Origin of the sequence: Aliivibrio sp. S2TY2 (assembly GCF_028765525.1) — a bacterium.
GTDB classification, from domain to species: domain Bacteria; phylum Pseudomonadota; class Gammaproteobacteria; order Enterobacterales; family Vibrionaceae; genus Aliivibrio; species Aliivibrio finisterrensis_A.
In genome coordinates this window covers 402,331-426,983 of sequence record NZ_JARACS010000001.1, presented here as the reverse complement: position 1 = coordinate 426,983, position 24,653 = coordinate 402,331, and the positions used below count along the sequence as shown (strand labels likewise).

The window sequence follows — 24,653 nt, the reverse complement described above, 5'->3', positions numbered from 1 at the left end:
AAAAACGTGGTATATTCTTTCCATATAATTATTGTATTAACTTTAGCAGTCGAGATTTATATGTCATCTGATTTTTATGGCTCTAGTGCCGCTTATGCCCGCCAAGAAAGTGGCTACCGTGAAAAAGCATTAAAACTGTACCCTTGGGTTTGTGGTAACTGTGCGCGTGAATTTGTTTATTCAAATTTACGTGAGTTGACGGTTCACCATAAAGATCACGATCATACTAATAACCCAAATGACGGCAGTAACTGGGAACTTTTGTGCCTTTTCTGCCACGATCATGAGCATTCAAAATATACAGAGCATGACCAGTACGGTTCTGAAATTAAAGCGGGTGAAGATGATCATCAAGGTGCAACACACAACCCGTTTGCAGCTTTAAAATCAATGATGAAAAAGTAATTCTCATTACAGATTTATATGGCCTTTCAACTCACTGAAAGGTCATCTCTCCTTCCCTACAGTCTATATTTATATCTCATCATGAAAATCCAAAACAGCCCAGTAACTCAGCATCAATTTAATGGTGTTGATTTCTATTTAAAGCGCGATGATAAACTTCATCCTCAATTTTCTGGCAATAAAGCTCGCAAGTTTATGGGGTTATTAGATGGTGATTTTTCTAATATAACCACGATCATTGGTTATGGTTCACCACAGGCAAACTCTCTCTACTCGTTAGCGGCATTGGCTCAACTAAAAGGTTGGCAGTTAGATTTTTACGTTGACCATGTTCCTTCATTCTTAAAAGAATCACCAAAAGGGAACTATCGTGCGGCATTGGATCTTGGCGCAAATATTATCGCGTTAAATGAGACAGATAACGCCAAACTAGATGATGGCAGCACACTAGGGAGCTTAGATTACATTCAACAAGTTAGGCTACCAAGAGAGCATGAATTATTTGTGCCTGAAGGCGGCCGTTGTGGTTTGGCTGAAAGCGGCGTAAAGCAATTGGCAGCAGAGCTTATTGAATGGAAGAAAGAACAGAGATTGACCTCTCTAACCGTGGCTTTGCCTTCTGGTACAGGAACAACGGCGCTGTTTCTTCATAAACATTTAAAAGCCCATGATATAAAAGTGATTACCTGTGCTTGTGTTGGCGGAGACTCTTATCTTACCGAGCAATTTTTAGAGCTTGGTGAAACAGATCATCCTGAGATTTTAACACCAACGAAAAAACACCATTTTGGAAAGTTATATCGTCACGATTATGAAATATGGAAAACTCTTCTCTTACAAACTGACGTTGAATTTGAACTTCTATACGATCCTTTGATGTGGCGTTGCTTGAATGATTGGATACCAAATAACGCCAATCAAACGTTAGTTTATATCCATCAAGGTGGTTTGTTAGGTAACGAAAGTATGTTGCCTCGTTACCAACGAAAATTTGATTAATCTATATTTATAAAAGATATCCTTTAGGACTAATAATGAAATGTAACGCACTGCTTTTTTGCTTAACTTTACTCTCTCATTCTGTATTTGCTTCTTCTACATTAGAAACGGTTGAAGCCATTGAACTATCAAGCTCTAGTACTATCGGTATTTCAGTTCTAGATACCGCAACAGATACTACCTGGAGCTATAAAGGCGACCAACGCTTTCCAATGATGAGTACATTTAAAACTCTGCTTTGTGCTCAAATGCTGTACAACTCAAGTAATGACCTTTTAGATAAAGAAGCACTAACAAGAGTGACTCAAGAATCTATCATTCCATGGTCTCCAATCACTGAAAAGTTTATCGGTGAAACAATTAGTACAGAGAGCGCATGCGAAGCTACGATGCTGATGAGTGACAATACTGCAGCCAATATAGTATTAGCACAAACTGGAACTCCAACTTCTCTCACGCTTTTCTTACGCTTAATTGGTGATGACATTACTCGATTAGACCGTATTGAACCTGAATTAAATGAAGCACAAAAGGGAGATGTCAGGGATACAACGACTCCAAATGCGATGACAAATACACTTAATGAGCTGTTATTTGGTCAAACACTTACCACAGCAGACAAAAATACCTTAAAAGGTTGGATGGTCAATAATAAGGTCTCAGATCCATTATTACGTTCGATTCTTCCAAGAAACTGGTCAATTGCGGATCGCTCTGGTGCTGGTGGTTTTGGATCTCGTGGTATCACCGCTGTTCTATGGAATGAAAAGCGTGCGCCTATTATTATATCTATTTATCTGACTCAAACGAATTTAGACATGGCTGCACGTAATCAAGTGATTGTGGAAGTGGGCAATGCAATATTCAAAGAATTCAACATAAACTAAGAAACTACGTATAATCTTTCCCAATTACTTTTTAAATAGACGTGAACTGTATGATTATTTTTACTACCAATTTCGGCGATATACACATTGAGCTAAACAAAGAAAAAGCACCGGTAAGCTCAAAAAACTTCTTAAAATATTGCCAAGATGGTTTTTACGAAGGCACTATTTTTCACCGTGTTATCAAAGGTTTTATGATCCAAGGCGGTGGTTTTACTGCGGACATGCAAGAAAAAGAAATGCGCGCACCGATTGTGAATGAAGCGAACCGTGGTTTGAAAAACTTAAACGGTACTATCGCTATGGCGCGCACTGATGCCCCTCACTCTGCCACCAGTGAGTTCTTTATTAATATCGCGAACAATACTTTTCTTGACCACACTGCAACCACTAACGCAGGCTGGGGTTATGCGGTATTTGGTGAAGTGACGATTGGCATGGATGTGGTTAAGAAAATAGCAAAGATCAAAACCAAATCTATTGGTGAGTTTGACGATGTTCCAAAAGAGAGTATTGTGATCGAGAAAGTGACGATCGTTGAAGAGTAACGAGCTCTTTGTTATCTCAACATAAACACTAACAACGGTGCTGGTTTAGCACCGTTTTCGATCCTATTAATATTAACAATGGAACTCTATTTATGTCTTTATCTAAAAAGTTAAAACATATCTCTGCTTCTTTGCTTTTCATTACATCCTCTAGTACATTTGCTGCTGATCTTCCTATTTCACCAGAGAAGATCATCGCCCCCTACCCTGAGGTAAAAGTCACTACGCTTGAATCAGCTCAATCTCTTATCAATGAATTTAAGCAGCATCAGTATCAATTGGCTAATGTAAATAAAACAGATCAAATCCCTTCGTTCTTTGTTGAAAACCTACCAAGCGATCTGAATTCACTGCCTGTTCAAGAGAAGATTTCAGGGTTTATTCGTTTATTACTGCCTACCATTATTGAGGTGAATAAACGCATAAGTACGGTTAGACATGACGTTATCGCGCTATCAAAGCAACCTAAAAGTGAATGGTCGAAAGAAGAAACGGTATGGTTAAATGACTTAATGACATCTTATGATATTAAATCAAACAACATTGATGACCTACTTTTACGTCTTGATATTATTCCTGTTGGTATGGTTCTAGCTCAAGGGATTGATGAAAGTGGTTGGGGAACCAGTTACTTTGCAGTTAAAGGGAATGGATTATATGGAGAGCACTTATCTTCTAAAGGCGGTAAGTATTTAAGTACCCCTGGTGGGCATGTAAAAGTAGCTGCATTTGATAACCTATTCGCTGGAACTGCACGTTACATGTACAACTTAAATACGACCTCTGCCTATAAAGATCTTTGGACTTTACGCCAAAAACTAAGCACAGAAGGTAAATTATCAGGTTATGAGTTAGTTGAGTCTTTATCTCACTACTCTACGCGTGGCGATGCCTATGTTGAGAATTTACAATCTCTAATCAAGCACCATCAACTTGATAGCTTTGATAATGTTGAGTTTGATAACACGGCTCCGGTACGTATTCGATTTACTCATTAGAAACAAAAAAGGTTGCGACTTATCATCGCAACCTTTTAACTATTAACTATTAACTATCTAAATTTATTATCGTCTATAGCGACAAAATCACACCGGCAATCGCCGCACTCATCAAGTTTGCTAATACGCCTGCAGTAATCGCTCTGAATCCCATTTTAGCGATGAATGAACGACGCTCCGGAACCAAGCTCCCTAAACCACCAATCAAGATAGCCATGGTTGATATATTGGCAAAACCACATAACGCAAAGGTAACAATCGCAACAGAATGCGGACTTAGTTGGTCTTTCACTTCCATTAATTGAATGAAGGCAACAAACTCATTCACCACGATCTTATTACCAATCAATGAACCAGCAAGAATCGCTTCATTCCATGGCACACCTAACAAGAAAGCTACTGGTGCAAATAAATAACCAAGGATCAATTCAAAGCTTAGTTTTAAACCAAAGAAATCACCAACATGACCAAGCAAACCATTAAGTAAAGCAATTACACTCACAAAGGCTAATAGTGTTGTACCTACTGCTACTGCAATACGTAAACCAGACATTGCCCCATCTGCTAATGCTTCAAATACGTTTGTTGCGTGGTCAATTTCAACAGAGGTAATTTCATCGTCGTTATTGGCTTCATCACCCGGTGGCACCATCATTTTTGCCATTAATAGGCCAGCCGGTGCTGACATAAATGCTGCTGAAATAAGGAAGTTAAGATCCACACCTAGCGATGCGTAACCTACCATAGTACCGCCAGCCACTGATGCTAAACCACAGGTCATTACAGCAAAGAACTGTGAATCACTCATGTGCTTTAAGTAAGGTTTTACAACAAGAGGAGCTTCTACCATGCTTACAAAGATGTTTGCTGTAGCGGCAAGTGATTCTGCGCGTCCTGTGCCTAATAAACGCTGTAACCCACCACCAATGAAGTTAATTACTCTAGGCATGATACCAAGGTGATAAAGAGCAGAAATAAGTGCCGAGAAGAATATTATGATACCAAGCACATTAATGGCAAAGACAAAACCTACTTTGCCTGTCGCTAAGCCACCAAATAAAAATGCAATCCCTTGTTGGCCATAATCAATTACGCTTGAAACGCCTGCAGTTACTGAGTTGAGCACTTCTTTACCGGCTGGAACATATAAAACAAGTAAAGCAAAAATGATTTGTAAACCAAACGCTAAAGAAACGGTTCTTAGAGGGATATTACGACGATCTGTCGAACATAAATAAGCGAATAATAAAATGGCAAAAATACCAAGTAGCGATGTCATGATAGAAACCTGTGCTATCGAAAATAGAGCAGGCATTCTAATGCGCAAAGGTTTGCGTGCAAGTCGGGATTGATAACACGCTGTTAATGAGATTTAGATCACACTTCTTACTGTACATAAGTGGTTGATTTATAAAACGAGACAAGCGACTTGAATGACGATTATTTCCATATGGAAAATATATTTCTTCCATTAAAAATAGTCGCTATAACTCATTGATTAAATTAACATCATCACCTTGATGTTAATTTAATCAGTAACTATAATTTAACCCATTTCAGAAGAGATTTATCCCAATAGGGTTGCTGACCAATATGCTCACGCAGGAACTCAATGACTGCGGTAATTTTTCTTGGTAAGTGCTTACGGCTTGGATACGCTGCATAAATTGGCATCTGTTGACTCGCTTTCCAATCTGGTAATAATTGAATAAGCTTTCCTTCACTAAACTCATTAGTTAGTAAATAACTTGCTAAATAAGCCACTCCCCAACCTGAGATAGCTGCATCTCGCACTGCTTCTGCTAAATCGACACGATAGTTTCCTGACACTTTGACACATAACGTTTCATTGTTCTTACTGAAATCCCAATTGCTGTAATCACGATAGCGGCTTTGATAGGTAAGACAATTATGCTCTATAAGATCTTGAGGATGATGAGGAACAGATTTATCAATCAAATAATCCGGTGAGGCCGCTAAAACAAAGCGAGAATCTGCCAAACGTTGTGCAACATATCCTTCTGGGATATCTTCAAAGTTTGTTACCCATAAATCTAAACCTTCTTTAAGCATATCTGCTCGGTGATCGAATAAGCGAACTTCAACTTGCAGATCGGGATATTGCTGACGTAACTTATCAATCGCTGGGATAATATGCATAGTCCCAAATGATTGAGATAACCCTAAACGTAGCACTCCAGCAACTTCATCTCGTTCATCATCCATAATTGCGCTGGCTTCGGTCATTGCGTGATACATTTTCTCGCAATACAGATAAAACTGCTGACCTGCATCGGTAATTTTTACTGATCGAGTGGTTCTTTGTACCAATTTCACATTAAGATCGGCTTCTAGCACTCCAAGCTGTTTACTAACATGAGACGTTGATACTCCCATTTGCTTTGCTGCCGCAGTAAAACTGCCCGCTTTGGCTAAGGCGTAAAATATCACCATTTGGCTGGCTCGATCGTGCATCTATCATGTCCTTTACTGCAAAAGGGAAATTGGGGCGAAGATAGTATCATTATAGGATTAATTTTCAGTAAAATATTCCAATAGTATTTGATGCCATTCTGATGTTTCTCGGATCTGCAATAACGCCCGATTGATCTTCTCTTCATAGGGGCTATTTTCAACTAAAACTAGGCCATAATTTTGTTTTTCAAGTTGATACGGTAATACGACTAAATCAGCAAACATCTCTTTTCCTTTGCCTTGTTTAATCATATAACGCAGCACCGCATCATCGGCTACAATAGCATCCACTTCTCCATTATCTAGAGCGACTAATAGCGCCCTCATACTAGGATAGGTTTCATGGGCAATACTGTGATCGGTCAATAACAAAGAAGCCGTTGTTGCTTGTTTTGCTCCTACTTGCAATTTTGATAAATCATTCACTCCTTTTACATCAAACCGTAACTGCTCCAATGTTAATGAACTTGCTAATATCGCGGTAATACTGGCAATGAAAACGGTTGAAAACATAGCAATCAATACGGTCATTATTCGCGCTGATAAGGTTTTAAATTCAAAATAGTTGAAAGGCCCTTTGGTAATAAACAGTACCCCGAGAATAAAAGCTTCTGCTAACCGACCTCGCTTGGTTGGCATAGAGTAAAGTTTGTCATTATTTTTACGCTCAAGAAAATAATAGAAAGCCCCGACACTTATCGCGACAAAGAAAAATATACCAAGCGCTTTCCATAAGGTTTTATTGGTAATGATGCTAATAAATGAATCAAGATAACCACGGTTTTTTACCGTGATGGCAAGATGCGTTTCATAAAATGAGTGTGAGAAATCGACATGTTCTTCACGATCAGGAGTAATTGATATACAAGAGACACCTACATCTATCTCTCCTTTTTCAGCGGCTAACAATAGATCGTCTAGTTCATAATTTTGAATTGAATATTCAACCTTCATGATCTCTGAAATCCGCTGCCATAACGTCATACTTAGACCTTCGAACTCTTGGCTTTTGTCATGAAAGATAAACGGTGGGCAATGATAGGTTCCAACTTTAAGCTCGGTATTCGCTTCAGTTTTTTCTATCCCTATAAGTATTGTTACCACAAAAATAACCATTGAAATAACACAATAACGGAAAGCCCTTTTCTCATCATACATACCACTCTCCCGTAAACCCTAAATACGCCCTACTGAATTGATTCTCTTATTAAAAGGTAGCAGTTGAATGGAGATTCTTCTAATTATCGAAATTAATACTTAGGATAAGAGACAAAAAATCCCCTTTAATTTTAATTACTAAAGAGGATTTTAATTAAGATGGGTTGTTTAATGATAAAAAAACTAACTCTGACTAATCCGCTCTCTACCTTTCCATTGAACCAAAATTAAACCAAGCATGATTACAATACCTAAGAAACCAACGCCAAAAGGATTCAGCATAATTAGTGGTATGGTAAAAAATACCAATAACCTTTCAACCCCAGTTAATGGGCGTAATAAATACCCTTCAATAGCAACCGCAATAGCCATAATAATGGTTAACGTCTGAATGATTGAAAACGTTAAATCAACGACTCCAGCATCTGAATTAACAAGATCAGTATACGCCATCATAATTGGAATAATGAATAAACCACCGGCCAATTTAAATGCCTCAACAGACGACTTCATTGGATTGGCATTTGCAACACCAGCACCAGCAAAGGCAGCTAAAGCAATCGGAGGGGTTACGTTTGAGGTTTGCGATAACCAAAAAACGATGAGGTGTGCTGTTAATAATGGTAAACCAAAATCACTTAACATTGGCACTGCCATTACTGCTAATACAATATATGCCGCAGTAACAGGAAGCCCCATACCTAACACTAAAGCCACAAGGCTTATTAAACCCAAAGCAATTAGCATGTAGCCACCAGAGAAATCCATCACAAATTGAGTGAACTGTAAGCCTATCCCCGTTTGTCCAACCACACCAACTATAATACCCGCAGCACCACACGCTGCGGAAATTGGTAATGCCATTAAGGCACCATTTTTCATGCCTTCAATGAATTTTTTTAATCCAATACGGCTGTGTTTTCGCAGCGCTGCCGTCACTAAAATCGCAGCACAACCTGCAACACCCACTAATAATGGAGAATATGCCATCATTAATAAGGTAGTGATTAGCGCTAGTGGAATTAAGTGATGCGCGCCATCTTTCATCACACTAATAACGGCTTCTGTTCGACTTACCGCTTTAAGATCAAGCTTACACGCCATTAAATGCACATATAACAAGGTACAGAAGAAATACAAAATCGCAGGCGCGATAGAAGCAAGCATGATCTCACTGTAAGGCACACCGGTAAACTGCGCCATTACAAACGCACCCGCCCCCATAATTGGTGGCATTATCTGCCCACCCGTTGAGGCCGCCGCTTCAATCCCTGCGGCTTGTTCTGGTTTATAACCCAGCTTTTTCATCATAGGAATGGTGATTGAGCCTGTAGTTACGGTATTTGCTATTGCTGATCCTGAAATAGAACCTAGCCCTGCCGAGGCCAATACGGCAGCTTTAGCAGGACCACCACGATATTTACCTGCAATCGAAAACGCTAAATCAATAAAGAATTTCCCTGCTCCTGTGACTTCTAAGAATGCCCCAAATAAAACAAAGATAAACACTGTTGTTGCCGCGATACCTAAGGCAGAACCAAAAACACCGTTAGCCGAAAATATTTGAAATTGAATCAGTTCTTGCAGAGAGTACGACTTAATAGCAAAGCCACTCGGTAATAAATCACCAAATGCACTGTAGGATAAGAATAGTACTGCAATAAGGACCATTACCCAGCCGACCGTTCTACGGCACCCTTCCATTAATAGTAAAAGTAATGAACAACCTGCGATCATATCGGGTAGCTGTAAGCCATAAAACAGATGGTTTATGTCGTTATAATCAAATATCGACATGCGATAAGCTGCAAAAACAATCAAGCCACATAACGCAAGATCAATGACTCTTCCTGCAAGATAAAATGAGCTCTTTCGGTTTGTTATCAATGGGTAGTGTAAGAAAATAAGAATAAGCACCCAACAGAGGTGGATTGGTCGAAAGTACGTTGCCGAGATAGTCGAACTGACTCCCTGCCAAATTTGAAAAACAGACAACGCAACGGCAATACCTAAAATAAGATACCCAAATAGATTTACTGTTCTTTCATGAGGCAAATGCTCTATATCAGGTTGGTTTTTATCGGTCATAATATCCATATTAATGCCTTTGGATAAAGTCAGAAAAGAAGAAAAGGTAAGCGAGACACTTACCCTTTCGTTTTACGTGTATTTGGTACTTATTATTTCATTATTGAATCAAGGTATTTTTGAGCACCAGGATGAAGAGGAACACCTTGCAGGCGGTCTGCATTTTTTGGTGTTGTCATCTCAGCCATTTTTACTACTTTACGAATATCACCCATATTTTCATACGCAGCTTTCGTTAAGTTATACGCCATATCATCGCTCATTTTTGCATTCACCACTAATACGTTCCAAACGCTTAATGTCGATACCTCACCAACATTGTTGTATACGTCCGCAGGAATATCATAGCTGCTGTATGCTGGGTATTGTTTCATGAACATTGCACTTTCTTCTGGTGTAATTGAAAGCACTTTAATTTTATGAGTTAACGCAATTTGAGTTACCGCCCCAACCCCTTGTCCACCAACAATAAAACCGGCATCAATTTGACCATTAGCCAATGCGTTCGTGGTTTCAGAATAGTTTAAGTACACTGCATCAATGTCTTTTTTTACATCAATACCGAGTGATTCAAGCAAGGCAGCAGACGTCACAGCGGTGCCACTTGCTGGTGCTCCTAAAGAGACTCGTTTGCCTTTTAGTTGTGATAATGACGTAATGCCTGACTTTTCAAGAGTTAAGGTATGCACTAGGTTTGGATACAGTGCAAAAAGTGTATTTACAGGCATTTTTGTTGGAAATTTACCTTCCCCTTTATAAGCATCAAGCACTACATTCCCCATTGCGATACCTGCGATCATATCACCACGAACCACTTTAATCGTGTTCTCTACTGAAGCCGCTGTCACTTCCGCTTTGGCATTAACATCTGGCACATGCTCTGACCATACTTTCGCTAGTGCACCACCAAATGGATAATAAATTCCACTTTGACCGCCCGTACCAATTGAGTAGTTTTCAGCGTTTACCGCTGATGGCAATATAAGCATTAAAGCCAATAGTAAATTACGTTTAAGCACAATCATCTCCTTGATTATTCAATACAATTAGATTCGGTATCTAATAATAAATCTAACAACAGGTTAATTTATCAGCAACGCAACATTACCCTTGGTGAAATTAAAGTCCAACAAATTACACTACAATTGTGAACTTGGTGTTAATTTATTGTTTCTATAAATATATATAAAAAAGGGTAACCAAAATTAATTAGTTACCCTTTGAACTACCTTGAATTTGAAGTTAATTAAAAATCAATACGATATACTGATGTCGTCCCACTGACCTCATTTGCAACAGCAATAAAATGTTGGTTTAGACGAGTGAAATATTTTATCGACTCAGGGCCAAGATCTCCTGCATTAGGGTTATAACTCCTATTTTTACACTCCCCTTCTTCATCAACCTGAGTACATACACCTACATCAAAATTACGATTATTCACATACGTAACAAAGCGAGAAGATTTTGGTTCTGTTACGTCATACACCATCACGCCGCCTTGACGCTCTAAACCAATAAACGCGTATTGGTGCTCGTTAATACTAGCAACCTCTATCGCTTCTGGCTCTGCGCCCTTATCATCACTGCGATCATCTGCACTGCTGTTATTATCATTAGTGCTATTGAAATTATTTTTATTATTTTCAAAAACAATACGAGCAAACTCATCGCCGCTATCGAACACTAATTCCCCTGATTCATCCAAAATAGAGAATGAACGGCTACCAAATGCTTGTACTTTTTCGTCGGCTGCTAGCGTGCCTTGTGGCTTAACTACTTTTAAACGAGCCAGTTGATTTTTATCTTTTAACGCCGATGCTAGTGGGTGGTTTTTATCAATGTCTAATTTTTTACCGCGAATTTCATCAACGTAAACAATGCAAAAATCTTGTTTGGTTGCATATTCTGCAGTGCCTTGATAGTCATCACCATCCCACTCATAAGATTTTTCATCACATTGCTTTTGAGTTGTTTCGATACCATATTCTCTACCATCACCTTCATTCGCAGTCACAATATAAGTGGAACCATTAACACTATAACTGGCAATGCTATCTGGCATATAAAGTCCTTCTAACATCGAATAGCTTTGAAAATTACCAAGCTTTTTATCTTTATTCGAAGCGTCTAATTGAACGTTTCCCCAAGATTTTCCACCAAGACCAAAGATGCCATCAATTGAGGCATTTTCAACATCAATCGCAGCTAATGCATTGTTCTCTTGCAATGCGACATACAATTTACCGTTATCAGCAAAAGTGAGGTATTCAGGTTCGAGATCTTGAGAAACCGTGGCAGTAGGTGCTGAAATACGAACTTTATCGGTTAGCTCTGAATGACGTGAGTTGCCTTTATCAAACGCATTAAAATCAAGTTGAGTTACCGATGCATTTAATGGTCCATTAGCAATATCAACTAAGGTGACACTGCCTTCTGGATCAACAGAATAATCCGCATTGGGCTCACCTTCATTAGCTGAAGCAATATAGCGTCCATCTTTAGAGAAACTCACCATATCAGGCAAAGCTCCTGCAGGATAAGTGGTTATAATCTCAAGTGTGTCCGAACGATATAAGGCAATAATACCGTTTTTCTGTTTATCATTGTTTTCAATTGCAACAGCCACCAAGCCACTGTGTGCAGAGACGCTATTTGCTGCGCCAATAGCAATGCCTGAATACTTAGCCGCTGACTGAAGATCAATATGACCAACAGCAGTCGGTTTGCTATTGGCATTCAATGTTAGAACATCTACCTTTTTGGCTTGAGCATTTACCACGTACAACTTATCTGTACATGAGTCGTAACTTAGGATCTCCGCTGCAGATGTAGCAAAAGGAGCTGCTGCTATAGATGAGCCAACCAATGTCAGTCCACTAATTTCTAAACTGTCGAACGTTGGTTCTTCGTGTAATTTGCATTGAATACCAAAAGTATCTATCGCTGAAAATGTGTTTTTTTCTGTTGTATTGAATTGCTGGCTACAACCTAGTAATGCAGAAGTGACCACCGCTAGAGTGGTAAAAGTGAGTGTATTGCGATTCATATATCCTCCATGATCAATTTGATTGGGCAGATCATAGAATGGTTATATGACAGTTTGTTTTCGCTTTTATGTCGAATTAAAGACAGAGGTCAATAGTCACATTGAGAAGTACCAATCTACATAAGTATTTGATCATTCTTGCTTGTTAAAATCGATTATATCTGCGTTATAAATTTTGTAATTAGAACCACTAGTTACTGTAATTTCTGCCTTGCTCTAATCGATTTTTTCTGCGCAATTACCTGAACAACTACTTATCCAGAATGGTATAAACTAAGTAACGTACTATTAAAGTGGGCATTAAAAATGGCCATGATTTGTAATAAAACCATGGCCATGTATTTGATCTTTTTACAAAAAATAAAGGGTTATAGAACCATACTCGCAAAAATAAAACCAAAGATAATACTAAATACCATACTTAATAGACCTGGGATCATAAAGCTATGGTTAAAGATGTATTTACCAATCTTAGTCGTACCTGTGCGGTCAAAGTCAATTGACGCAATGATTGGACCGTAGTTAGGAATAAAGAAGTAACCATTAACGGCAACAAATGTTGCGATAATCACTTCAGGTGGAAGACCTAACGTAATACCAACAGGCACTAATACGGCAGTTGTTGCACCTTGGCTGTTTACCATTACAGATAAGCCAAACAGTGCAAACGCGAATGTCCATGGCGCAACTTCAACCAATCCAGAAACCGCTTCTTTTACCATGTCATAGTGACCAGCAATAAAAGTATCACCTAACCATGCGATACCAAAGATAGCAACGATTGCACGCATACCAGCATGGAATACTGAACCTTGAGTGATCTCGTTACCATCAGGTTTACATAATAGAATAATCAGTGCAGCCATTGCTAACATGACGATTTCAATTGTGTGCGCCATGCCCATTGGTGAACCATTGAAGTTAGGACGTAACGATGGGAATGCCCCCATAACCACAACCACAATTGCGCCGAATAAGAACAGACCTACTGCTTTTTTAGCGCCAGGTTTAATCTCAATCTCTTCAACTTTAACTTCTTGTTCCATTTCTTGACGGAACTTAGGATCTTGCATACGACGCAGGTATTCTGGATCATCTTTTAGGTCTTTACCGATCTTGTTTACGATAACGCATGCAAGAGCTAAACCACAGAAAGTGCCAGGAATTGTTATCATCAATACATTTGCTAATGTAATGCCTTGAGGTTCTAAAAAAGCAACCAGAGCAACTACAGCCGCTGCAATTGGGCTTGCTACAATCGCAAATTGTGAAGCGATAACTGCCATACCTAGTGGGCGCTCAGGGCGAACACCACTACGACGACTTACCTCTGCAATAACAGGAAGAACAGAATACGCTACATGCCCAGTACCTGCTAAGAAGGTGAACATATACGTCACTAAAGGAGCAATAAAAGTAATATGACGTGGGTTTTTACGAAGAATATTCGAAGCGATTTTGATTAAATATTCAAGACCACCAGCGGCTTGCATTGCAGCAGCTGCAGCTACTACCGCCATGATCATTAACATTACATCAATAGGTGGGCTTGTCGGTTGTAAACCAAATACAAAACTCAGTATGGCTAAACCAATACCGCCCATAACACCTAAACCGATACCGCCAATTCGGGCACCGACTAGAATACAAATTAATACAATTAAGAACTCGACTAAAAACATATCAATCTCCCTGATGATAGGTTTTATATAACTATTTTTAAATTACCGCTTATTACACTAGTAATTTAAACACCAAAAAATCGAGAGGATAATAATCATCTTATATATTCAATAAATAGCGACAGATCACACATCACTCAAATTTATAAAAATAAAACAAAATATTTATAAGTAGTTATTATTTCTACAGTTTTTAAATACAAATAAGCAACAAAAAGATTACACTTATCGTCATATTCTTCTTATTATTTTTATCAAATCGCATTAAAGTAAGGTGGCAGCTTCCACTTAGCTTTTATGTTAGCTATACAGAAAAACAAATAAAATTATTGTCTTCATTATTTTTTCGACTAAAAAAGTAGAGTTGTTCATCATCAATCATAAACTTAACGTCAGCTTCAAACCCTTCCAGCGATTCTGTATCCCTAACAAATATTGGCGCATTTTCTGGCTTTTTATGCCAATCAATATTTTTATAGAGTAAAGAGAGTTTATCCTTCGTCACTTTATAACTTACATCCATAATGACTTCGTATTTTTCGCGGTTACCATTTTTAAAGACCAATTCACCCGTTTGATAAACAGTTAGGTTAGATGACGAGGCAAAATAAAGTATATCTCGCTCTCCTATCTCTTGATATTTTTTATATGGTTCAGAGATAAAGTTACCCGACAGTTCATTACAACTCCAACGCGAACCAGAAAGCTCAAAATCAGCCCCCTTCTTCCATTGGTAAGTAACACAAGCAATTAAAATTAGTAGCAGTAAAAAATTAACTAATCGCATATTACTTTCGCTCTCATTACTGCATTTACAATGACGCTAGGGAGTTCCTGATGTGAAAACTGACTTAATGTATAATTTCCATTTCTATTGCTCTTTTTTGAAAGCATATACCCTCTTAAAGATAAAACATCATCCTCATAAGCTGACTCATACAGCCTTATGTAAATCTCTGCATTACATTCTTGTAGATCCATTGATTCAAGCTGTAATTGAATCTTATCAAGCTCCATACTCTCTTTGGTTTTATTCAATAAGTAAAAGTCAGTATTATTAATATTGAAATGTTGATAATGCTCTTTCATTAAAAAATGAGGCGCTGATGATTGCCCCTGAGCCCAATATAAGCCACCAATGGCAACTAACAAACAAAAAGTAATAAGTCGTGAAATTCTAGATGATTTACCAAAGATGCTTTCGTGGATTAAGACTAACTTTTCCACTTTAGTAAGATTATCAGTCTCTACAAGAAAAGTGCTTACTTTTCTTTGAGGCTCGGTAACGAGAAAGTCATCATTAATTGTGAGTAAATATCCTATTTTACTCACCGTCTTCAACTCAATGCCTTCCGCTGCTAGCTGAACCAAATCACGCCTTAATCCTGAAATAACATTAGTCAATGCTTGATCAGTAACAACAACGCCTTCCCAGCATTCATTAAAGAGATGATCACGTGAAACACTCTGCTCTTTTTGATCGAGAAGTAACATAAAGACATTATAAGGTAATGGCCTTAATATTATGGTCTCTCCAAGATGATTTGTTAATGTTCGAGTTTCTGGTATTAAAATCAAATTCGCGACAGCTATCTTTTGCATTTACGCCTTATAACAACAAAAAAATCTATTTATTCTCATGAAAAAGAGATGAAAGTTATAAATAAAAGCCACTGTTTCTATGAATTTATTTATACACCTCGAAGTTTACCTAATAAACACCTCAAATCAACGCCTTACTACTTTTACCGCATCAAAAAATAAGAAAAGCAAATTTAATCAAACACTTATAGCAATTTAGCTTTCAACAAATTTAGTTATTAAGGATGTATAAATCAAACAAATTTCAAATGTGTTAATTTTATTTAGTTTAACTCATCCAACTTCTTATACTCCACTCACTTTTATCCTTTCAATTTAAACGAGAATCTCATGAAAAAAATTGCACTTCTATTTGTATTATTCTCTGCATTTTCTAATGCTAACGATAACATTTCAGGCTTTTATCTAGGTGGTGGTGTTGGTGCTACTACTTTTGATGATGGTGGTGCATTTGATTATACAGGCACAACTATTGATACTGATGATTCTACGATTAAGTTTTTAGGTGGTTATCAATTCAACCGTATTGTGGCTGTAGAACTTCAATATACAAAATATGGCGATATCAATGTAAATCATCCGATAGTGAAATCTACTGGTTTTAAAGGCGTTGATATCGAATCAAGATCTATTTCTCTTGCTGCAAACCTAGGCTACACGTTTGATAGTGGCTGGCGTCCATTTGGTATTGTAGGCTTAGGTTCATTAGAATCATCGACTGACATTTTAGGTCACTCTATTAGCGAAACTAACACGTCTTTTCACTATGGCATTGGTGTTGAGTACGCTCCACAAGCATTAAGTGGTTTAGCTTTTCGTGTAGCTTATGAAGGTGATCTTTTCATTGAAGAGAATGTATACCAAGATTATGGTTACTACAGCTATTCAGACGATTACGCAATGAACATTGGTACTTTATACGCGGGCGTAACTTACAAGTTTTAATATAACTGTTTATTCGTGTTGCTATATTATACCAATCTACATAAGTAGTTATTCAGAATGGTATTTAAAGTCGAACACAAATGAAATCGGGTAGCCGAAAAGCTACCCGTTTTATTTAAGACAAAGAATACTCTTTATTTTAGGCTTGCCGCCTTTTCTGATAATTCAACCGCCTCACTATTCGCTTTTCTAGCTAATATCTTACTTATAGCAATAGCAGCAAACACCGGTAAGAACCAACTGGCATGCGCTTCAAACATTGGAACATAATCATTTAACGAGGTAACCAATGATTCTGGCAATAACCCAAGAATATGTAATGCGTCTAAACTACCAAATACCACTGTAATACTAACAATCGTTACATAAGCAGTTACATTGCGTTTTGTCGTAGGTAAGAACAGTGCCGTGAGCACCAAAGCAATGGCAATAGGACAAAGAATTAAAATAGCAGGTAAGCTAATAGCTAAGATTTGCTCCAAACCAAAATTAGCAATAACGCCTGTTAATACTGTTACGATGATTGCCGTAATTGCAAAAGGTGAACGGAAAGTTTGCTGATAATACTCAGCACACGCATTGGTTAAGCCAACTGTTGTGGTTAAACACGCCATTATGATGATACCTGCCAATAAGTACTGCCCTAATGGCCCGAAGATCTCTGCAACATAACGAGTTAATAATTCACCACCATTCGTTGCCCCTTCTGAAATAGAAGCAGAAGTAGCACCAACGTATGCCATCGCTAAGTAGCACGCTGACATTAATAAGGCATACACAACAGTAACTTTGACTGTCGCTTGGAAAATTTCTTGTGGTGACTCACACCCTTTATCTTGAATTGCTTTGATTATAATCCAACCAAAACCAACAGCAGCAATAGCATCCATTGTCATATAGCCTTGGATTAAACCACTGGTTACTGCTTTATATTGATAATCAGCACTTGGGGCATTAAATACACCTAAAGGCGTTACGATAGCTGCTACTGCTAGAGCCGCTAGCATCAGCACAAGTAAAGGGGTCATCACCTTACCGATATAATCAACTAATTTTCCACGTTGAAATGCTAATAACAAAGTCGCACCAACAAACAAAACTGAGAAAATTAATAAATGGTCACCTTCAACAAAAGGTTTTATGCCCATTTCATAAGCCACAGTTACCGCTCTTGGCATGCCAAACGCGGGACCAATTGCAGTAAATAACAGTACCCAAAAGGCAATGGCTAACGGCTTAGGTAGTGCCTGTGTTAATTGACCACTGCTACTTAACCGGCCTAGTACAATTAGTGTCAACGATGGTAACCCAACGGCAGTAAGCAAAAAACCGAGCATTGCTGGTAAGTATTGAGTGCCTGCTTCTAAGCCAAGAAATGGAGGGAAAATGATATTTCCTGCACCAAGAAACATGGCGAAAGTCATTAAACCGATAGCAAGTAAATTTTGTTTTTTCAATGTCATAGTCCTTATTGCTATTGGGCTTAACCCTAGTAGCTTTTATTGTGGACCGTCAGATTGGCTGAGAAAAACAAGAAGAGAATAAAGCAGTCTCCCGTCAGCCTGGCTGACGGAAGTGCCGCCAGCCTAGTTAATAATCACTAGAATGACAGCAATAATAGATGATGTTACACGCGACACAGCACCGAGCATTGTTTTGCACAAAGCAGCAAATTGTAGGGCTGTAGAAGAAAGCATGAATGTATCCTAGTCGTTTATCGTGGTAACCAAATCAATATATAAGTAATAAACCACATTGTAAACACTGTAATAGTTAAAAATATCATTATCTCAAAAATGGGGCCTTTTAAAATTACCTTCATGGCTTCTTCTAAATAGCGAGTGCGCCATATAAGCGACAATAAATACATTAACCAGAAACACTCCTACCCCTAAAATGCTCGTATGAAAAAACATTTCATATATTTCAAAAGGCAAGTAAATCGCGCCACTCAACAAAGCAAACCATTCAGTCCATACGAGTCCATTCCATAATCCATAGGCTTCAACGAGTCGAATCAACGAATAAACTAGTGCGCCAATGGCTAATAGCCCCATTCTTGCATCTGTTAAACTACTCGCGGAATGAATAAAAATACTAGGTAAGTGTCCAGCAGGATTTAAATGTAAACGACTGACGATATTTTCTGCAAATTGACGCATATTATGACCAGCAAGAACATGCAAACCAAATCCCACCAAAAGAGATACCACACCTTTGCAAGCCTCTAATACCGCAACGGCTCGCAACCCTTTATTTACTACTTTCATGTTTTTCTCTTTATAACGATGAACACTGTTTATAAACAATACTGTTAGCAAGAGCTAAGTATCTGCTTTTATCTTCTTCTTTAAAAGTTCTTTATTAATTAGATTCAAAAAGCAATTTTGTACAATAATGAGCTATCTCCTTGAATTATTATAATTTCATAATTAAAACAAGGATTGATACACCATCATGGATCATAATTTTTATTGGCTACGAGATAACAGCAATATCACAACAGTTGCCACTCTAGGACCTAAAAGTTCAAGCAGTGAAGCTGCCGCAAATTACTATGCAAACTTACTCAAACGACCATTAAAGATCTTACTTTTTGATACTTTTGAAAAGGCGTCTGATTTCGTTGAAAATAACGATAATGTGGTGCTACTTGTTGCAAATGCTTATAAAAAAGCAGATTACTTTTACATGAATCCAAGAACATTGCTGTCAGGGTCATTCTTTTTCTCTCCTCCTAAATACTATCTTTGTTGTAAAAATCTCTATGAATTGCAGCAAAAAATAAATAATAACGACATTATTACCATTGATACTCATCACGCCCCTATTTCACGACTCGATGACCTGATAAAAACAGCCAACCCAAGCGTTATTGATTTATCAACGGCAAATTTACATATCAAGTTATCCACATCAACCAGTCAATCAGCAATTCATGTAGCAAAAGGGACATCAGACTGCTGCCTTGTCAATTCAGATTCAATCAAACTACATCGCCTCGAAAAAATTTCAGCCCCTTTAACTATTCAAATGACTTGGGTGCTCTTTATAAAAAATAAACAACGTCAAAAGGAAGAAGTGTAATGGACAATCAAAAATGCGTACTCGTGATAGATAAAACCTTGCCACAAGGGTTAATTGCGAATACTGCGGCTGTTCTTACTTTATCGCTAGGTAAATTACATCCAGAACTCATCGGTGCAGATAATATTAATAATGACGGTGAAGTTCACTCGGGGATCACCTCTATCCCCATCCCTATTTTAGCCAGTTCACCGGAGTCTATTAAATCAATAAGAAACTCGTTAAAAGAAGAAACGACATTAGTTGATTTTTCAAACGTGGCTCAAAGTACTAAAAACTATCAAGACTATTCAGAAAAACTAGCTTCTACCAAGGCCGAAGATATCGAATATCTTGGTATCGCGGTCTACGGAACAAAGAAAATAGTTAATAAATACACTGGAAACCTAGGATTAATTAGATGAGTATTATTAATAATATGGTATTGATTTCGGGTGAACCGTACAAAAGAGGATCGAACTTAAGTCCTGATGAACAGCCCGTTAGCCTAATTACTTTATCGCCTTTTTTCATGGACATACATCCTGTTTTAAATAAAGATTTTAGAGTATTTATTGAGCAAGGCGGATATTCAGATCCATCTTACTGGTCACATAAAGGGTTCAATTTTATTACTGAAAATCAAATAACTGAGCCACTTTATTGGCAGGATAAAAACTGGAATGGTGATAAAAAACCAGTAACAGGTATTAGTTGGTATGAAGCGGAGGCCTATGCAAAATTTGTAGGCAAAGAACTACCCACAGAAACACAGTGGGAGTATGCTGCCAAAGGGAATGATACCCGAACCTACCCTTGGGGCAATGTAGAACCAACCTCTTCTATCGCAAATTTTGCGCCTGATTGTGAGCCTGAAGAATTTGACCGCAGATCGACAGATTGGGATGCTCACCCGCAAAACCGCTCTCCATTTGGCTGTATGGATATGGGAGGAAACCTTGCGGAATGGTGTTTAGATAATTACCTTCCAAATTACGCATGGGATATTCAAAATCAGGACCCTTTATGTATCTCTAATATTAACTTTGATCACGTTGTTAGAGGGGGGTCTGGTTTGCATGATGAAGATTATATGCGTTGTTCAAGTAGAGATAATTACCCACCAACAGTTCGAGATAATATTGTTGGATTTCGCTGTGTTAAAAATTTAACGGATTAGTGAGTCGTATTATGGAAGCAATTACGAAAACCCCTTTTATAGAGAAGAAACCCTCGTCATTACGCTATTACCAAGAGGGACCACCAGTCGAGTTTGATGCACAAAAATGGTCATTGAAAATCTTTTTACCGAATGAATTAACTCCGTTCGAAATTGATCTTGAAGAACTAAAAAATATTGCGCCTATTACAGAAAACCGTCGAGAAGTATGTGTTTGTAATTGGAGTATTCGTCGTACATGGACAGGTGTTTTACTTGCTGATGTGTTAAATCACCTTAGCGTCAATAGCGATCAATATCGTGATTATTATTTAAAACAAATAAGCGTTGGTACTGAAAAAGGACAATATGATTCTACAATCCCTTTTATTGACGCCCTTGAGAACCGTACTATGCTTATTTGGGCAGTTGATGGTGAAGACCTATCTTTAGAAGAAGGCTATCCATTAAGGTTGATCGACTTCTCGCTGTATCGCTATAAAGGGGTTAAGTGCCTATCTGAATTACGATTAACCGACGAGTTTAATGCCGGATTTTGGGAAAATAAGGCTGGTTATTGTAAAACAGGAAAAATCAAGGCAAAACGTTATCGTATCGTCGATTTACAAGAACATCGCTTCATTGAAGGAAACAAAGAAGTAACTGAATTTTAAGGATAAATAATGAGTCTTTTTTTAGCGATGGCAATGTTTGCCTTTGTCACCTCCCTCTCACCAGGACCTGTAAATATTCTTGCTACTATCACTGGTGCTAATCATGGATACACAAGAACAATTCCACATATTTTTGGGGCAACAGTTGGTTTTGTGTCTATTCTTATTATATTGGGGCTTGGGCTAATACAAGCCTTTGATGATTCGCATACAGCAACGCTAGTTCTAAATTACCTTGGTAGCGCTTTTCTACTTTATTTGGCTTATAAAGTAGCAACTAGCGAAAGAACCGAACAAAATAAAAACAAAAAGGACGATGCCCCAACCATGTTACAAGGCTTATTGTGTCAATGGTTGAATCCAAAAGCTTGGATTGTATCTTTGTCTGGTGTCACCGTATTTTCTAGTAACGGTGTGATTCCTATCGAAGACCTCGGGGCATTTAGTGTGATATTTTTTATCGTATGTTACTGCTGTATATCAACTTGGGCTTTATTAGGTTTAACCATTGGTAAATATCTTGAGCACCCTATTCATTATAAAATCTTTAATCGAGCGATGGGAGGCTTGCTTGCGTTAACAGTAGTGTATGTATTCTTTATATCAAAATAATAAATGGACGTTACGTTGGCTAATTCAAACCCTCACTTTTTAAGATCATCTGTTCTTCCGTTTGAACTACGGTATTCCGATAATTCAAACGCCTGCTATAAAAAACACACTCACCCAGAGTTTTCAATTGGAGTGGTAGATAGCGGGATTAGTGAGTATGTAAATCAAAATATAAAACAAACTATTCGACCGGGTTCAACTGTTATCGTGAACCCGGAAGAAGTCCATTCATGTAACCCACAAAAAGGCACTCACTGGAGCTACAAAATGCTCTATGTTGAACCAGACTGGATTGCCGATCTTCAATCTCAAATATCGAATGGAAGCAATCAAGAATTTCAACCAATTCAAATGACGCACAGTGATTGTCCTTTCTTATATCGAGGATTCCAGTCACTGGCTAAAACTCTAATAGAAGATGAATCTGCAATCAAAGTTGAACAAACTGCGATTAATTTTTTCTCTGAGTTAATCCTAAAAGACAGCGATAGTCCCTCTCTTGATAGCATATCTAAAAAAGCCATTGAGTGTGCTTATCAGTATATTTCAGATAACTTTAATAAAAACATTTCCATTTCAGAAATTGCTGAAATCTCAGGGTTAAGTGATTATTACCTCATCCACTCGTTCAGAAAGCAATACGGCATTACCCCACATGCGTATCAAATAGTAATGCGGATAAATAAAGCCAAAGCCTTGCTAAAAGAAGGAGAAAATATCGCCTCGATTGCCACAGATCTTGGTTTTACCGACCAAAGTCATTTCCATCGCAACTTTAAAAACATGGTTGCCGCAACGCCGAAACAATATAAGCAGAGTTTATAATTTCTAAATAGCACTTCTTTGTTGATATTTATGCGTTAGTGTTTCACTATAGTTAATTAATAATAATTCAAGGAATGACTCTTTATGAATTTACGTAATTTCTCATTCATTTTATGCGTGGTTACACCTTCGGCAATGGCTCAACTTGCAGATAAAGAAGGCATTAGTGGTGAAATTGCATTAACAACAGGGTTTACATCTTCAACATCCAATTTTAATACCGAAGGTGAAGATACTATTAGCTCCGTGTACCAAAAAGGCTCTAGCGATAACGGATTTATGGCTTTTCCTCTTGGCAGCATAGCCTATACATTTGGCCAAGAGTTAAATCAGCAAGTGTATGCAGGTACCACTCGCCAAGATATCGCCACAGGTACTGTTGTTCTTGAGGTGGGTTATAAGTATCAATTTGATTCAAGAATGGTAGTTGATGTATCTATTTTACCAACCGTTATGTCAAGTAAGACATGGGCTAACCCATATTTAGTCGACTCAGCTCGAACAGAAACAGATGCATCAGGCAATGCATTTCGTTTTAAAGTGAATAATATTGCGGGCTCAAATTTTACTATTGATAGCGCTTATGCAACAAAAGACGTTGAAAATGATGACGTTATCGAAGAATTAAAAAGAGACGCAGATACAATCTACTTAAAAGGTCAATATCGTTTACCATTAAGTCGTACTTCATTCGTCCTACCTTCTGTTATTTACCAATCTTCATCTGCGGACGGAAAAGCAAGCTCTTACGATCAATACGGTGCGGAAGTCAGTTTCTTTAAAATAATGCAAAGACACCAGTTGGTATTAACTGCTGGTTATAATCAACGAACATTCGGTGCTGAAAACCCAATTTATACTGAGATTCGCAAGGACAACAAATTGAGCTTCTTTGCCGCTTACGAGTACACTAAATTCATGGATTGGCAAGATTGGTCGTTCATCTCTTTTGCGGGTTACAGCTCAACTGATTCAAATATTACCTTCTATGACGAGTCAGAATACATTGTTACTGTAGGTCTGAATTACAAATTCTAATATTATAAATAACATAAAGGCCCTACTGAGATTATTCAGCAGGGCTTTTTATTAGGAACTATATTTTTCTAAATTGTACATACGTTAGAATAGAAAGCAGAGTAAAGAAAGCAGGATCGCTCCAGCCAAAGCCAACAAATATTCCGATAACACCTGCGTAAATCGTAACAATAGCGCCCAAAACATTGCCAATAAGTAATGCTAAAAACAACTTTTTCGCAATGGGATTTGACCCGATATCTCTCATTAAGAAACTAATCGCAGCAATTGCCCCAAGAAAAATACTCGTATGTTGTGATAAAAAAACAGCGTATTGATCATTTAATTCAACGCCATACATTGGCCACATTAGTGTTGGAATAAAAAATAAAGCAAAAGCAAATGTGGTATAAATAACACCATGAATGGTTAAAAATGTTTTGTTGTTCATTATTCTATACTCA

25 protein-coding genes are annotated in these 24,653 nt (G+C 37.9%); 13 read left to right on the top strand and 12 right to left on the bottom strand.

Features of this window, described 5'->3' with window-relative positions; translation table 11 throughout:
- Nucleotides 1-60: 60 nt before the first annotated feature.
- The 5 genes from PVK63_RS01945 (at nucleotide 61) to PVK63_RS01925 (ending at nucleotide 3,837) form a co-directional block, all read left to right on the top strand.
- Nucleotides 61-405: a YajD family HNH nuclease gene (locus PVK63_RS01945; protein WP_130049205.1), complete on the top strand. Its 345-nt coding sequence runs from the start codon at nucleotides 61-63 to the stop codon at nucleotides 403-405.
- A gap of 81 nt (nucleotides 406-486) precedes the next feature.
- The gene (locus PVK63_RS01940; RefSeq protein ID WP_130086783.1) at nucleotides 487-1,404 is read left to right on the top strand and encodes a 1-aminocyclopropane-1-carboxylate deaminase/D-cysteine desulfhydrase; all 918 of its coding nucleotides are present in this window, start codon (nucleotides 487-489) and stop codon (nucleotides 1,402-1,404) included.
- A gap of 35 nt (nucleotides 1,405-1,439) precedes the next feature.
- The gene (gene bla / locus PVK63_RS01935; protein WP_130086782.1) at nucleotides 1,440-2,291 is read left to right on the top strand and encodes a class A beta-lactamase; all 852 of its coding nucleotides are present in this window, start codon (nucleotides 1,440-1,442) and stop codon (nucleotides 2,289-2,291) included.
- A 50-nt stretch (nucleotides 2,292-2,341) separates the two neighbouring features.
- Complete coding sequence (locus PVK63_RS01930; protein WP_130043420.1) at nucleotides 2,342-2,839, top strand: peptidylprolyl isomerase; 498 nt, start codon at nucleotides 2,342-2,344, stop codon at nucleotides 2,837-2,839.
- 92 nt (nucleotides 2,840-2,931) lie between these two features.
- Nucleotides 2,932-3,837 carry a glucosaminidase domain-containing protein gene (locus PVK63_RS01925; protein ID WP_130086781.1) on the top strand — a complete coding sequence of 302 codons (906 nt, stop codon included), beginning with the start codon at nucleotides 2,932-2,934 and terminating at the stop codon, nucleotides 3,835-3,837.
- A gap of 73 nt (nucleotides 3,838-3,910) precedes the next feature.
- Here the strand turns inward: PVK63_RS01925 and PVK63_RS01920 are convergent, their stop codons facing one another.
- The 9 genes from PVK63_RS01920 to PVK63_RS01880 form a co-directional block, all read right to left on the bottom strand.
- The gene (locus PVK63_RS01920) at nucleotides 3,911-5,116 is read right to left on the bottom strand and encodes a NupC/NupG family nucleoside CNT transporter (RefSeq protein ID WP_130086780.1); all 1,206 of its coding nucleotides are present in this window, start codon (nucleotides 5,114-5,116) and stop codon (nucleotides 3,911-3,913) included.
- Nucleotides 5,117-5,376: 260 nt separating this feature from the next.
- The gene (locus PVK63_RS01915) at nucleotides 5,377-6,312 is read right to left on the bottom strand and encodes a LysR family transcriptional regulator (protein ID WP_130086779.1); all 936 of its coding nucleotides are present in this window, start codon (nucleotides 6,310-6,312) and stop codon (nucleotides 5,377-5,379) included.
- Between the two features lie 57 nt (nucleotides 6,313-6,369).
- A complete protein-coding gene (locus tag PVK63_RS01910; RefSeq protein WP_242511059.1) occupies nucleotides 6,370-7,428 on the bottom strand; it encodes a transporter substrate-binding domain-containing protein in 1,059 nt (352 codons plus the stop codon).
- A 225-nt stretch (nucleotides 7,429-7,653) separates the two neighbouring features.
- Complete coding sequence (locus PVK63_RS01905; protein ID WP_130086777.1) at nucleotides 7,654-9,567, bottom strand: TRAP transporter permease; 1,914 nt, start codon at nucleotides 9,565-9,567, stop codon at nucleotides 7,654-7,656.
- Between the two features lie 83 nt (nucleotides 9,568-9,650).
- On the bottom strand, nucleotides 9,651-10,583 hold the full coding sequence (locus PVK63_RS01900) for a TAXI family TRAP transporter solute-binding subunit (protein ID WP_130086776.1): 933 nt from the start codon (nucleotides 10,581-10,583) through the stop codon (nucleotides 9,651-9,653).
- A 221-nt stretch (nucleotides 10,584-10,804) separates the two neighbouring features.
- On the bottom strand, nucleotides 10,805-12,607 hold the full coding sequence (locus PVK63_RS01895; protein ID WP_130086775.1) for a choice-of-anchor I family protein: 1,803 nt from the start codon (nucleotides 12,605-12,607) through the stop codon (nucleotides 10,805-10,807).
- 368 nt (nucleotides 12,608-12,975) lie between these two features.
- Nucleotides 12,976-14,289 carry an anaerobic C4-dicarboxylate transporter family protein gene (locus tag PVK63_RS01890; RefSeq protein ID WP_130043414.1) on the bottom strand — a complete coding sequence of 438 codons (1,314 nt, stop codon included), beginning with the start codon at nucleotides 14,287-14,289 and terminating at the stop codon, nucleotides 12,976-12,978.
- A 304-nt stretch (nucleotides 14,290-14,593) separates the two neighbouring features.
- Nucleotides 14,594-15,076: a hypothetical protein gene (locus PVK63_RS01885; protein ID WP_130086774.1), complete on the bottom strand. Its 483-nt coding sequence runs from the start codon at nucleotides 15,074-15,076 to the stop codon at nucleotides 14,594-14,596.
- Nucleotides 15,067-15,891 (bottom strand): winged helix-turn-helix domain-containing protein, encoded by an 825-nt coding sequence (locus tag PVK63_RS01880; protein ID WP_130086773.1) that lies wholly within the window; start codon nucleotides 15,889-15,891, stop codon nucleotides 15,067-15,069. Before PVK63_RS01880 ends, PVK63_RS01885 begins: the two co-directional genes overlap by 10 nt.
- 330 nt (nucleotides 15,892-16,221) lie before the next feature.
- Here PVK63_RS01880 and PVK63_RS01875 point away from each other — a divergent pair, with 330 nt between their 5' ends.
- Nucleotides 16,222-16,836: a porin family protein gene (locus PVK63_RS01875; protein WP_274439820.1), complete on the top strand. Its 615-nt coding sequence runs from the start codon at nucleotides 16,222-16,224 to the stop codon at nucleotides 16,834-16,836.
- Nucleotides 16,837-16,970: 134 nt separating this feature from the next.
- Here PVK63_RS01875 and brnQ read toward each other — a convergent pair whose 3' ends face one another.
- Both brnQ and PVK63_RS01865 read right to left on the bottom strand, forming a co-directional pair.
- Nucleotides 16,971-18,293 carry a branched-chain amino acid transport system II carrier protein gene (gene brnQ, locus PVK63_RS01870; RefSeq protein ID WP_130086771.1) on the bottom strand — a complete coding sequence of 441 codons (1,323 nt, stop codon included), beginning with the start codon at nucleotides 18,291-18,293 and terminating at the stop codon, nucleotides 16,971-16,973.
- A 333-nt stretch (nucleotides 18,294-18,626) separates the two neighbouring features.
- Nucleotides 18,627-19,106 (bottom strand): DUF2127 domain-containing protein, encoded by a 480-nt coding sequence (locus tag PVK63_RS01865; protein WP_130086770.1) that lies wholly within the window; start codon nucleotides 19,104-19,106, stop codon nucleotides 18,627-18,629.
- A gap of 187 nt (nucleotides 19,107-19,293) precedes the next feature.
- Here PVK63_RS01865 and PVK63_RS01860 point away from each other — a divergent pair, with 187 nt between their 5' ends.
- The 7 genes from PVK63_RS01860 (at nucleotide 19,294) to PVK63_RS01830 (ending at nucleotide 24,210) form a co-directional block, all read left to right on the top strand.
- Entirely contained in the window at nucleotides 19,294-19,923 is a 630-nt protein-coding gene (locus PVK63_RS01860; RefSeq protein WP_242504802.1) for a hypothetical protein, read from the top strand.
- Entirely contained in the window at nucleotides 19,923-20,327 is a 405-nt protein-coding gene (locus tag PVK63_RS01855; protein WP_130048638.1) for a DUF2000 domain-containing protein, read from the top strand. Before PVK63_RS01860 ends, PVK63_RS01855 begins: the two co-directional genes overlap by 1 nt.
- Entirely contained in the window at nucleotides 20,324-21,082 is a 759-nt protein-coding gene (locus PVK63_RS01850) for a formylglycine-generating enzyme family protein (RefSeq protein WP_130048637.1), read from the top strand. Before PVK63_RS01855 ends, PVK63_RS01850 begins: the two co-directional genes overlap by 4 nt.
- 11 nt (nucleotides 21,083-21,093) lie before the next feature.
- Nucleotides 21,094-21,735, top strand: a complete 642-nt coding sequence (locus PVK63_RS01845; RefSeq protein ID WP_130086769.1) for a molybdopterin-dependent oxidoreductase — start codon at nucleotides 21,094-21,096, stop codon at nucleotides 21,733-21,735.
- A 9-nt stretch (nucleotides 21,736-21,744) separates the two neighbouring features.
- The gene (locus tag PVK63_RS01840; RefSeq protein WP_130048635.1) at nucleotides 21,745-22,347 is read left to right on the top strand and encodes a LysE family translocator; all 603 of its coding nucleotides are present in this window, start codon (nucleotides 21,745-21,747) and stop codon (nucleotides 22,345-22,347) included.
- Between the two features lie 15 nt (nucleotides 22,348-22,362).
- On the top strand, nucleotides 22,363-23,172 hold the full coding sequence (locus tag PVK63_RS01835) for an AraC family transcriptional regulator (protein WP_242511057.1): 810 nt from the start codon (nucleotides 22,363-22,365) through the stop codon (nucleotides 23,170-23,172).
- Nucleotides 23,173-23,256: 84 nt separating this feature from the next.
- Nucleotides 23,257-24,210: a DUF2860 domain-containing protein gene (locus PVK63_RS01830; RefSeq protein WP_130086767.1), complete on the top strand. Its 954-nt coding sequence runs from the start codon at nucleotides 23,257-23,259 to the stop codon at nucleotides 24,208-24,210.
- A 58-nt stretch (nucleotides 24,211-24,268) separates the two neighbouring features.
- Here the strand turns inward: PVK63_RS01830 and PVK63_RS01825 are convergent, their stop codons facing one another.
- The gene (locus PVK63_RS01825; RefSeq protein WP_130086766.1) at nucleotides 24,269-24,640 is read right to left on the bottom strand and encodes a hypothetical protein; all 372 of its coding nucleotides are present in this window, start codon (nucleotides 24,638-24,640) and stop codon (nucleotides 24,269-24,271) included.
- Nucleotides 24,641-24,653 lie beyond the last annotated feature (13 nt).

Excerpts from the sequence above, each read along its gene's own strand:
- PVK63_RS01945 (WP_130049205.1), top strand. The coding sequence starts at position 61 with ATGTCATCTGATTTTTATGGCTCTAGTGCCGCTTATGCCCGCCAAGAA.
- PVK63_RS01830 (WP_130086767.1), top strand. The coding sequence starts at position 23,257 with ATGAATTTACGTAATTTCTCATTCATTTTATGCGTGGTTACACCTTCG.
- PVK63_RS01905 (WP_130086777.1), bottom strand. The coding sequence starts at position 9,567 with ATGGATATTATGACCGATAAAAACCAACCTGATATAGAGCATTTGCCT.
- PVK63_RS01865 (WP_130086770.1), bottom strand. The coding sequence starts at position 19,106 with ATGAAAGTAGTAAATAAAGGGTTGCGAGCCGTTGCGGTATTAGAGGCT.
- PVK63_RS01845 (WP_130086769.1), top strand. The coding sequence starts at position 21,094 with ATGGAAGCAATTACGAAAACCCCTTTTATAGAGAAGAAACCCTCGTCA.
- PVK63_RS01860 (WP_242504802.1), top strand. The coding sequence starts at position 19,294 with ATGGATCATAATTTTTATTGGCTACGAGATAACAGCAATATCACAACA.
- PVK63_RS01850 (WP_130048637.1), top strand. The coding sequence starts at position 20,324 with ATGAGTATTATTAATAATATGGTATTGATTTCGGGTGAACCGTACAAA.
- PVK63_RS01930 (WP_130043420.1), top strand. The coding sequence starts at position 2,342 with ATGATTATTTTTACTACCAATTTCGGCGATATACACATTGAGCTAAAC.
- PVK63_RS01915 (WP_130086779.1), bottom strand. The coding sequence starts at position 6,312 with ATGCACGATCGAGCCAGCCAAATGGTGATATTTTACGCCTTAGCCAAA.
- PVK63_RS01855 (WP_130048638.1), top strand. The coding sequence starts at position 19,923 with ATGGACAATCAAAAATGCGTACTCGTGATAGATAAAACCTTGCCACAA.
- PVK63_RS01880 (WP_130086773.1), bottom strand. The coding sequence starts at position 15,891 with ATGCAAAAGATAGCTGTCGCGAATTTGATTTTAATACCAGAAACTCGA.
- PVK63_RS01940 (WP_130086783.1), top strand. The coding sequence starts at position 487 with ATGAAAATCCAAAACAGCCCAGTAACTCAGCATCAATTTAATGGTGTT.
- PVK63_RS01895 (WP_130086775.1), bottom strand. The coding sequence starts at position 12,607 with ATGAATCGCAATACACTCACTTTTACCACTCTAGCGGTGGTCACTTCT.
- bla (WP_130086782.1), top strand. The coding sequence starts at position 1,440 with ATGAAATGTAACGCACTGCTTTTTTGCTTAACTTTACTCTCTCATTCT.
- PVK63_RS01920 (WP_130086780.1), bottom strand. The coding sequence starts at position 5,116 with ATGACATCGCTACTTGGTATTTTTGCCATTTTATTATTCGCTTATTTA.
- PVK63_RS01825 (WP_130086766.1), bottom strand. The coding sequence starts at position 24,640 with ATGAACAACAAAACATTTTTAACCATTCATGGTGTTATTTATACCACA.
- PVK63_RS01890 (WP_130043414.1), bottom strand. The coding sequence starts at position 14,289 with ATGTTTTTAGTCGAGTTCTTAATTGTATTAATTTGTATTCTAGTCGGT.
- PVK63_RS01910 (WP_242511059.1), bottom strand. The coding sequence starts at position 7,428 with ATGGTTATTTTTGTGGTAACAATACTTATAGGGATAGAAAAAACTGAA.
- PVK63_RS01900 (WP_130086776.1), bottom strand. The coding sequence starts at position 10,583 with ATGATTGTGCTTAAACGTAATTTACTATTGGCTTTAATGCTTATATTG.
- PVK63_RS01840 (WP_130048635.1), top strand. The coding sequence starts at position 21,745 with ATGAGTCTTTTTTTAGCGATGGCAATGTTTGCCTTTGTCACCTCCCTC.
- PVK63_RS01925 (WP_130086781.1), top strand. The coding sequence starts at position 2,932 with ATGTCTTTATCTAAAAAGTTAAAACATATCTCTGCTTCTTTGCTTTTC.
- PVK63_RS01875 (WP_274439820.1), top strand. The coding sequence starts at position 16,222 with ATGAAAAAAATTGCACTTCTATTTGTATTATTCTCTGCATTTTCTAAT.
- PVK63_RS01885 (WP_130086774.1), bottom strand. The coding sequence starts at position 15,076 with ATGCGATTAGTTAATTTTTTACTGCTACTAATTTTAATTGCTTGTGTT.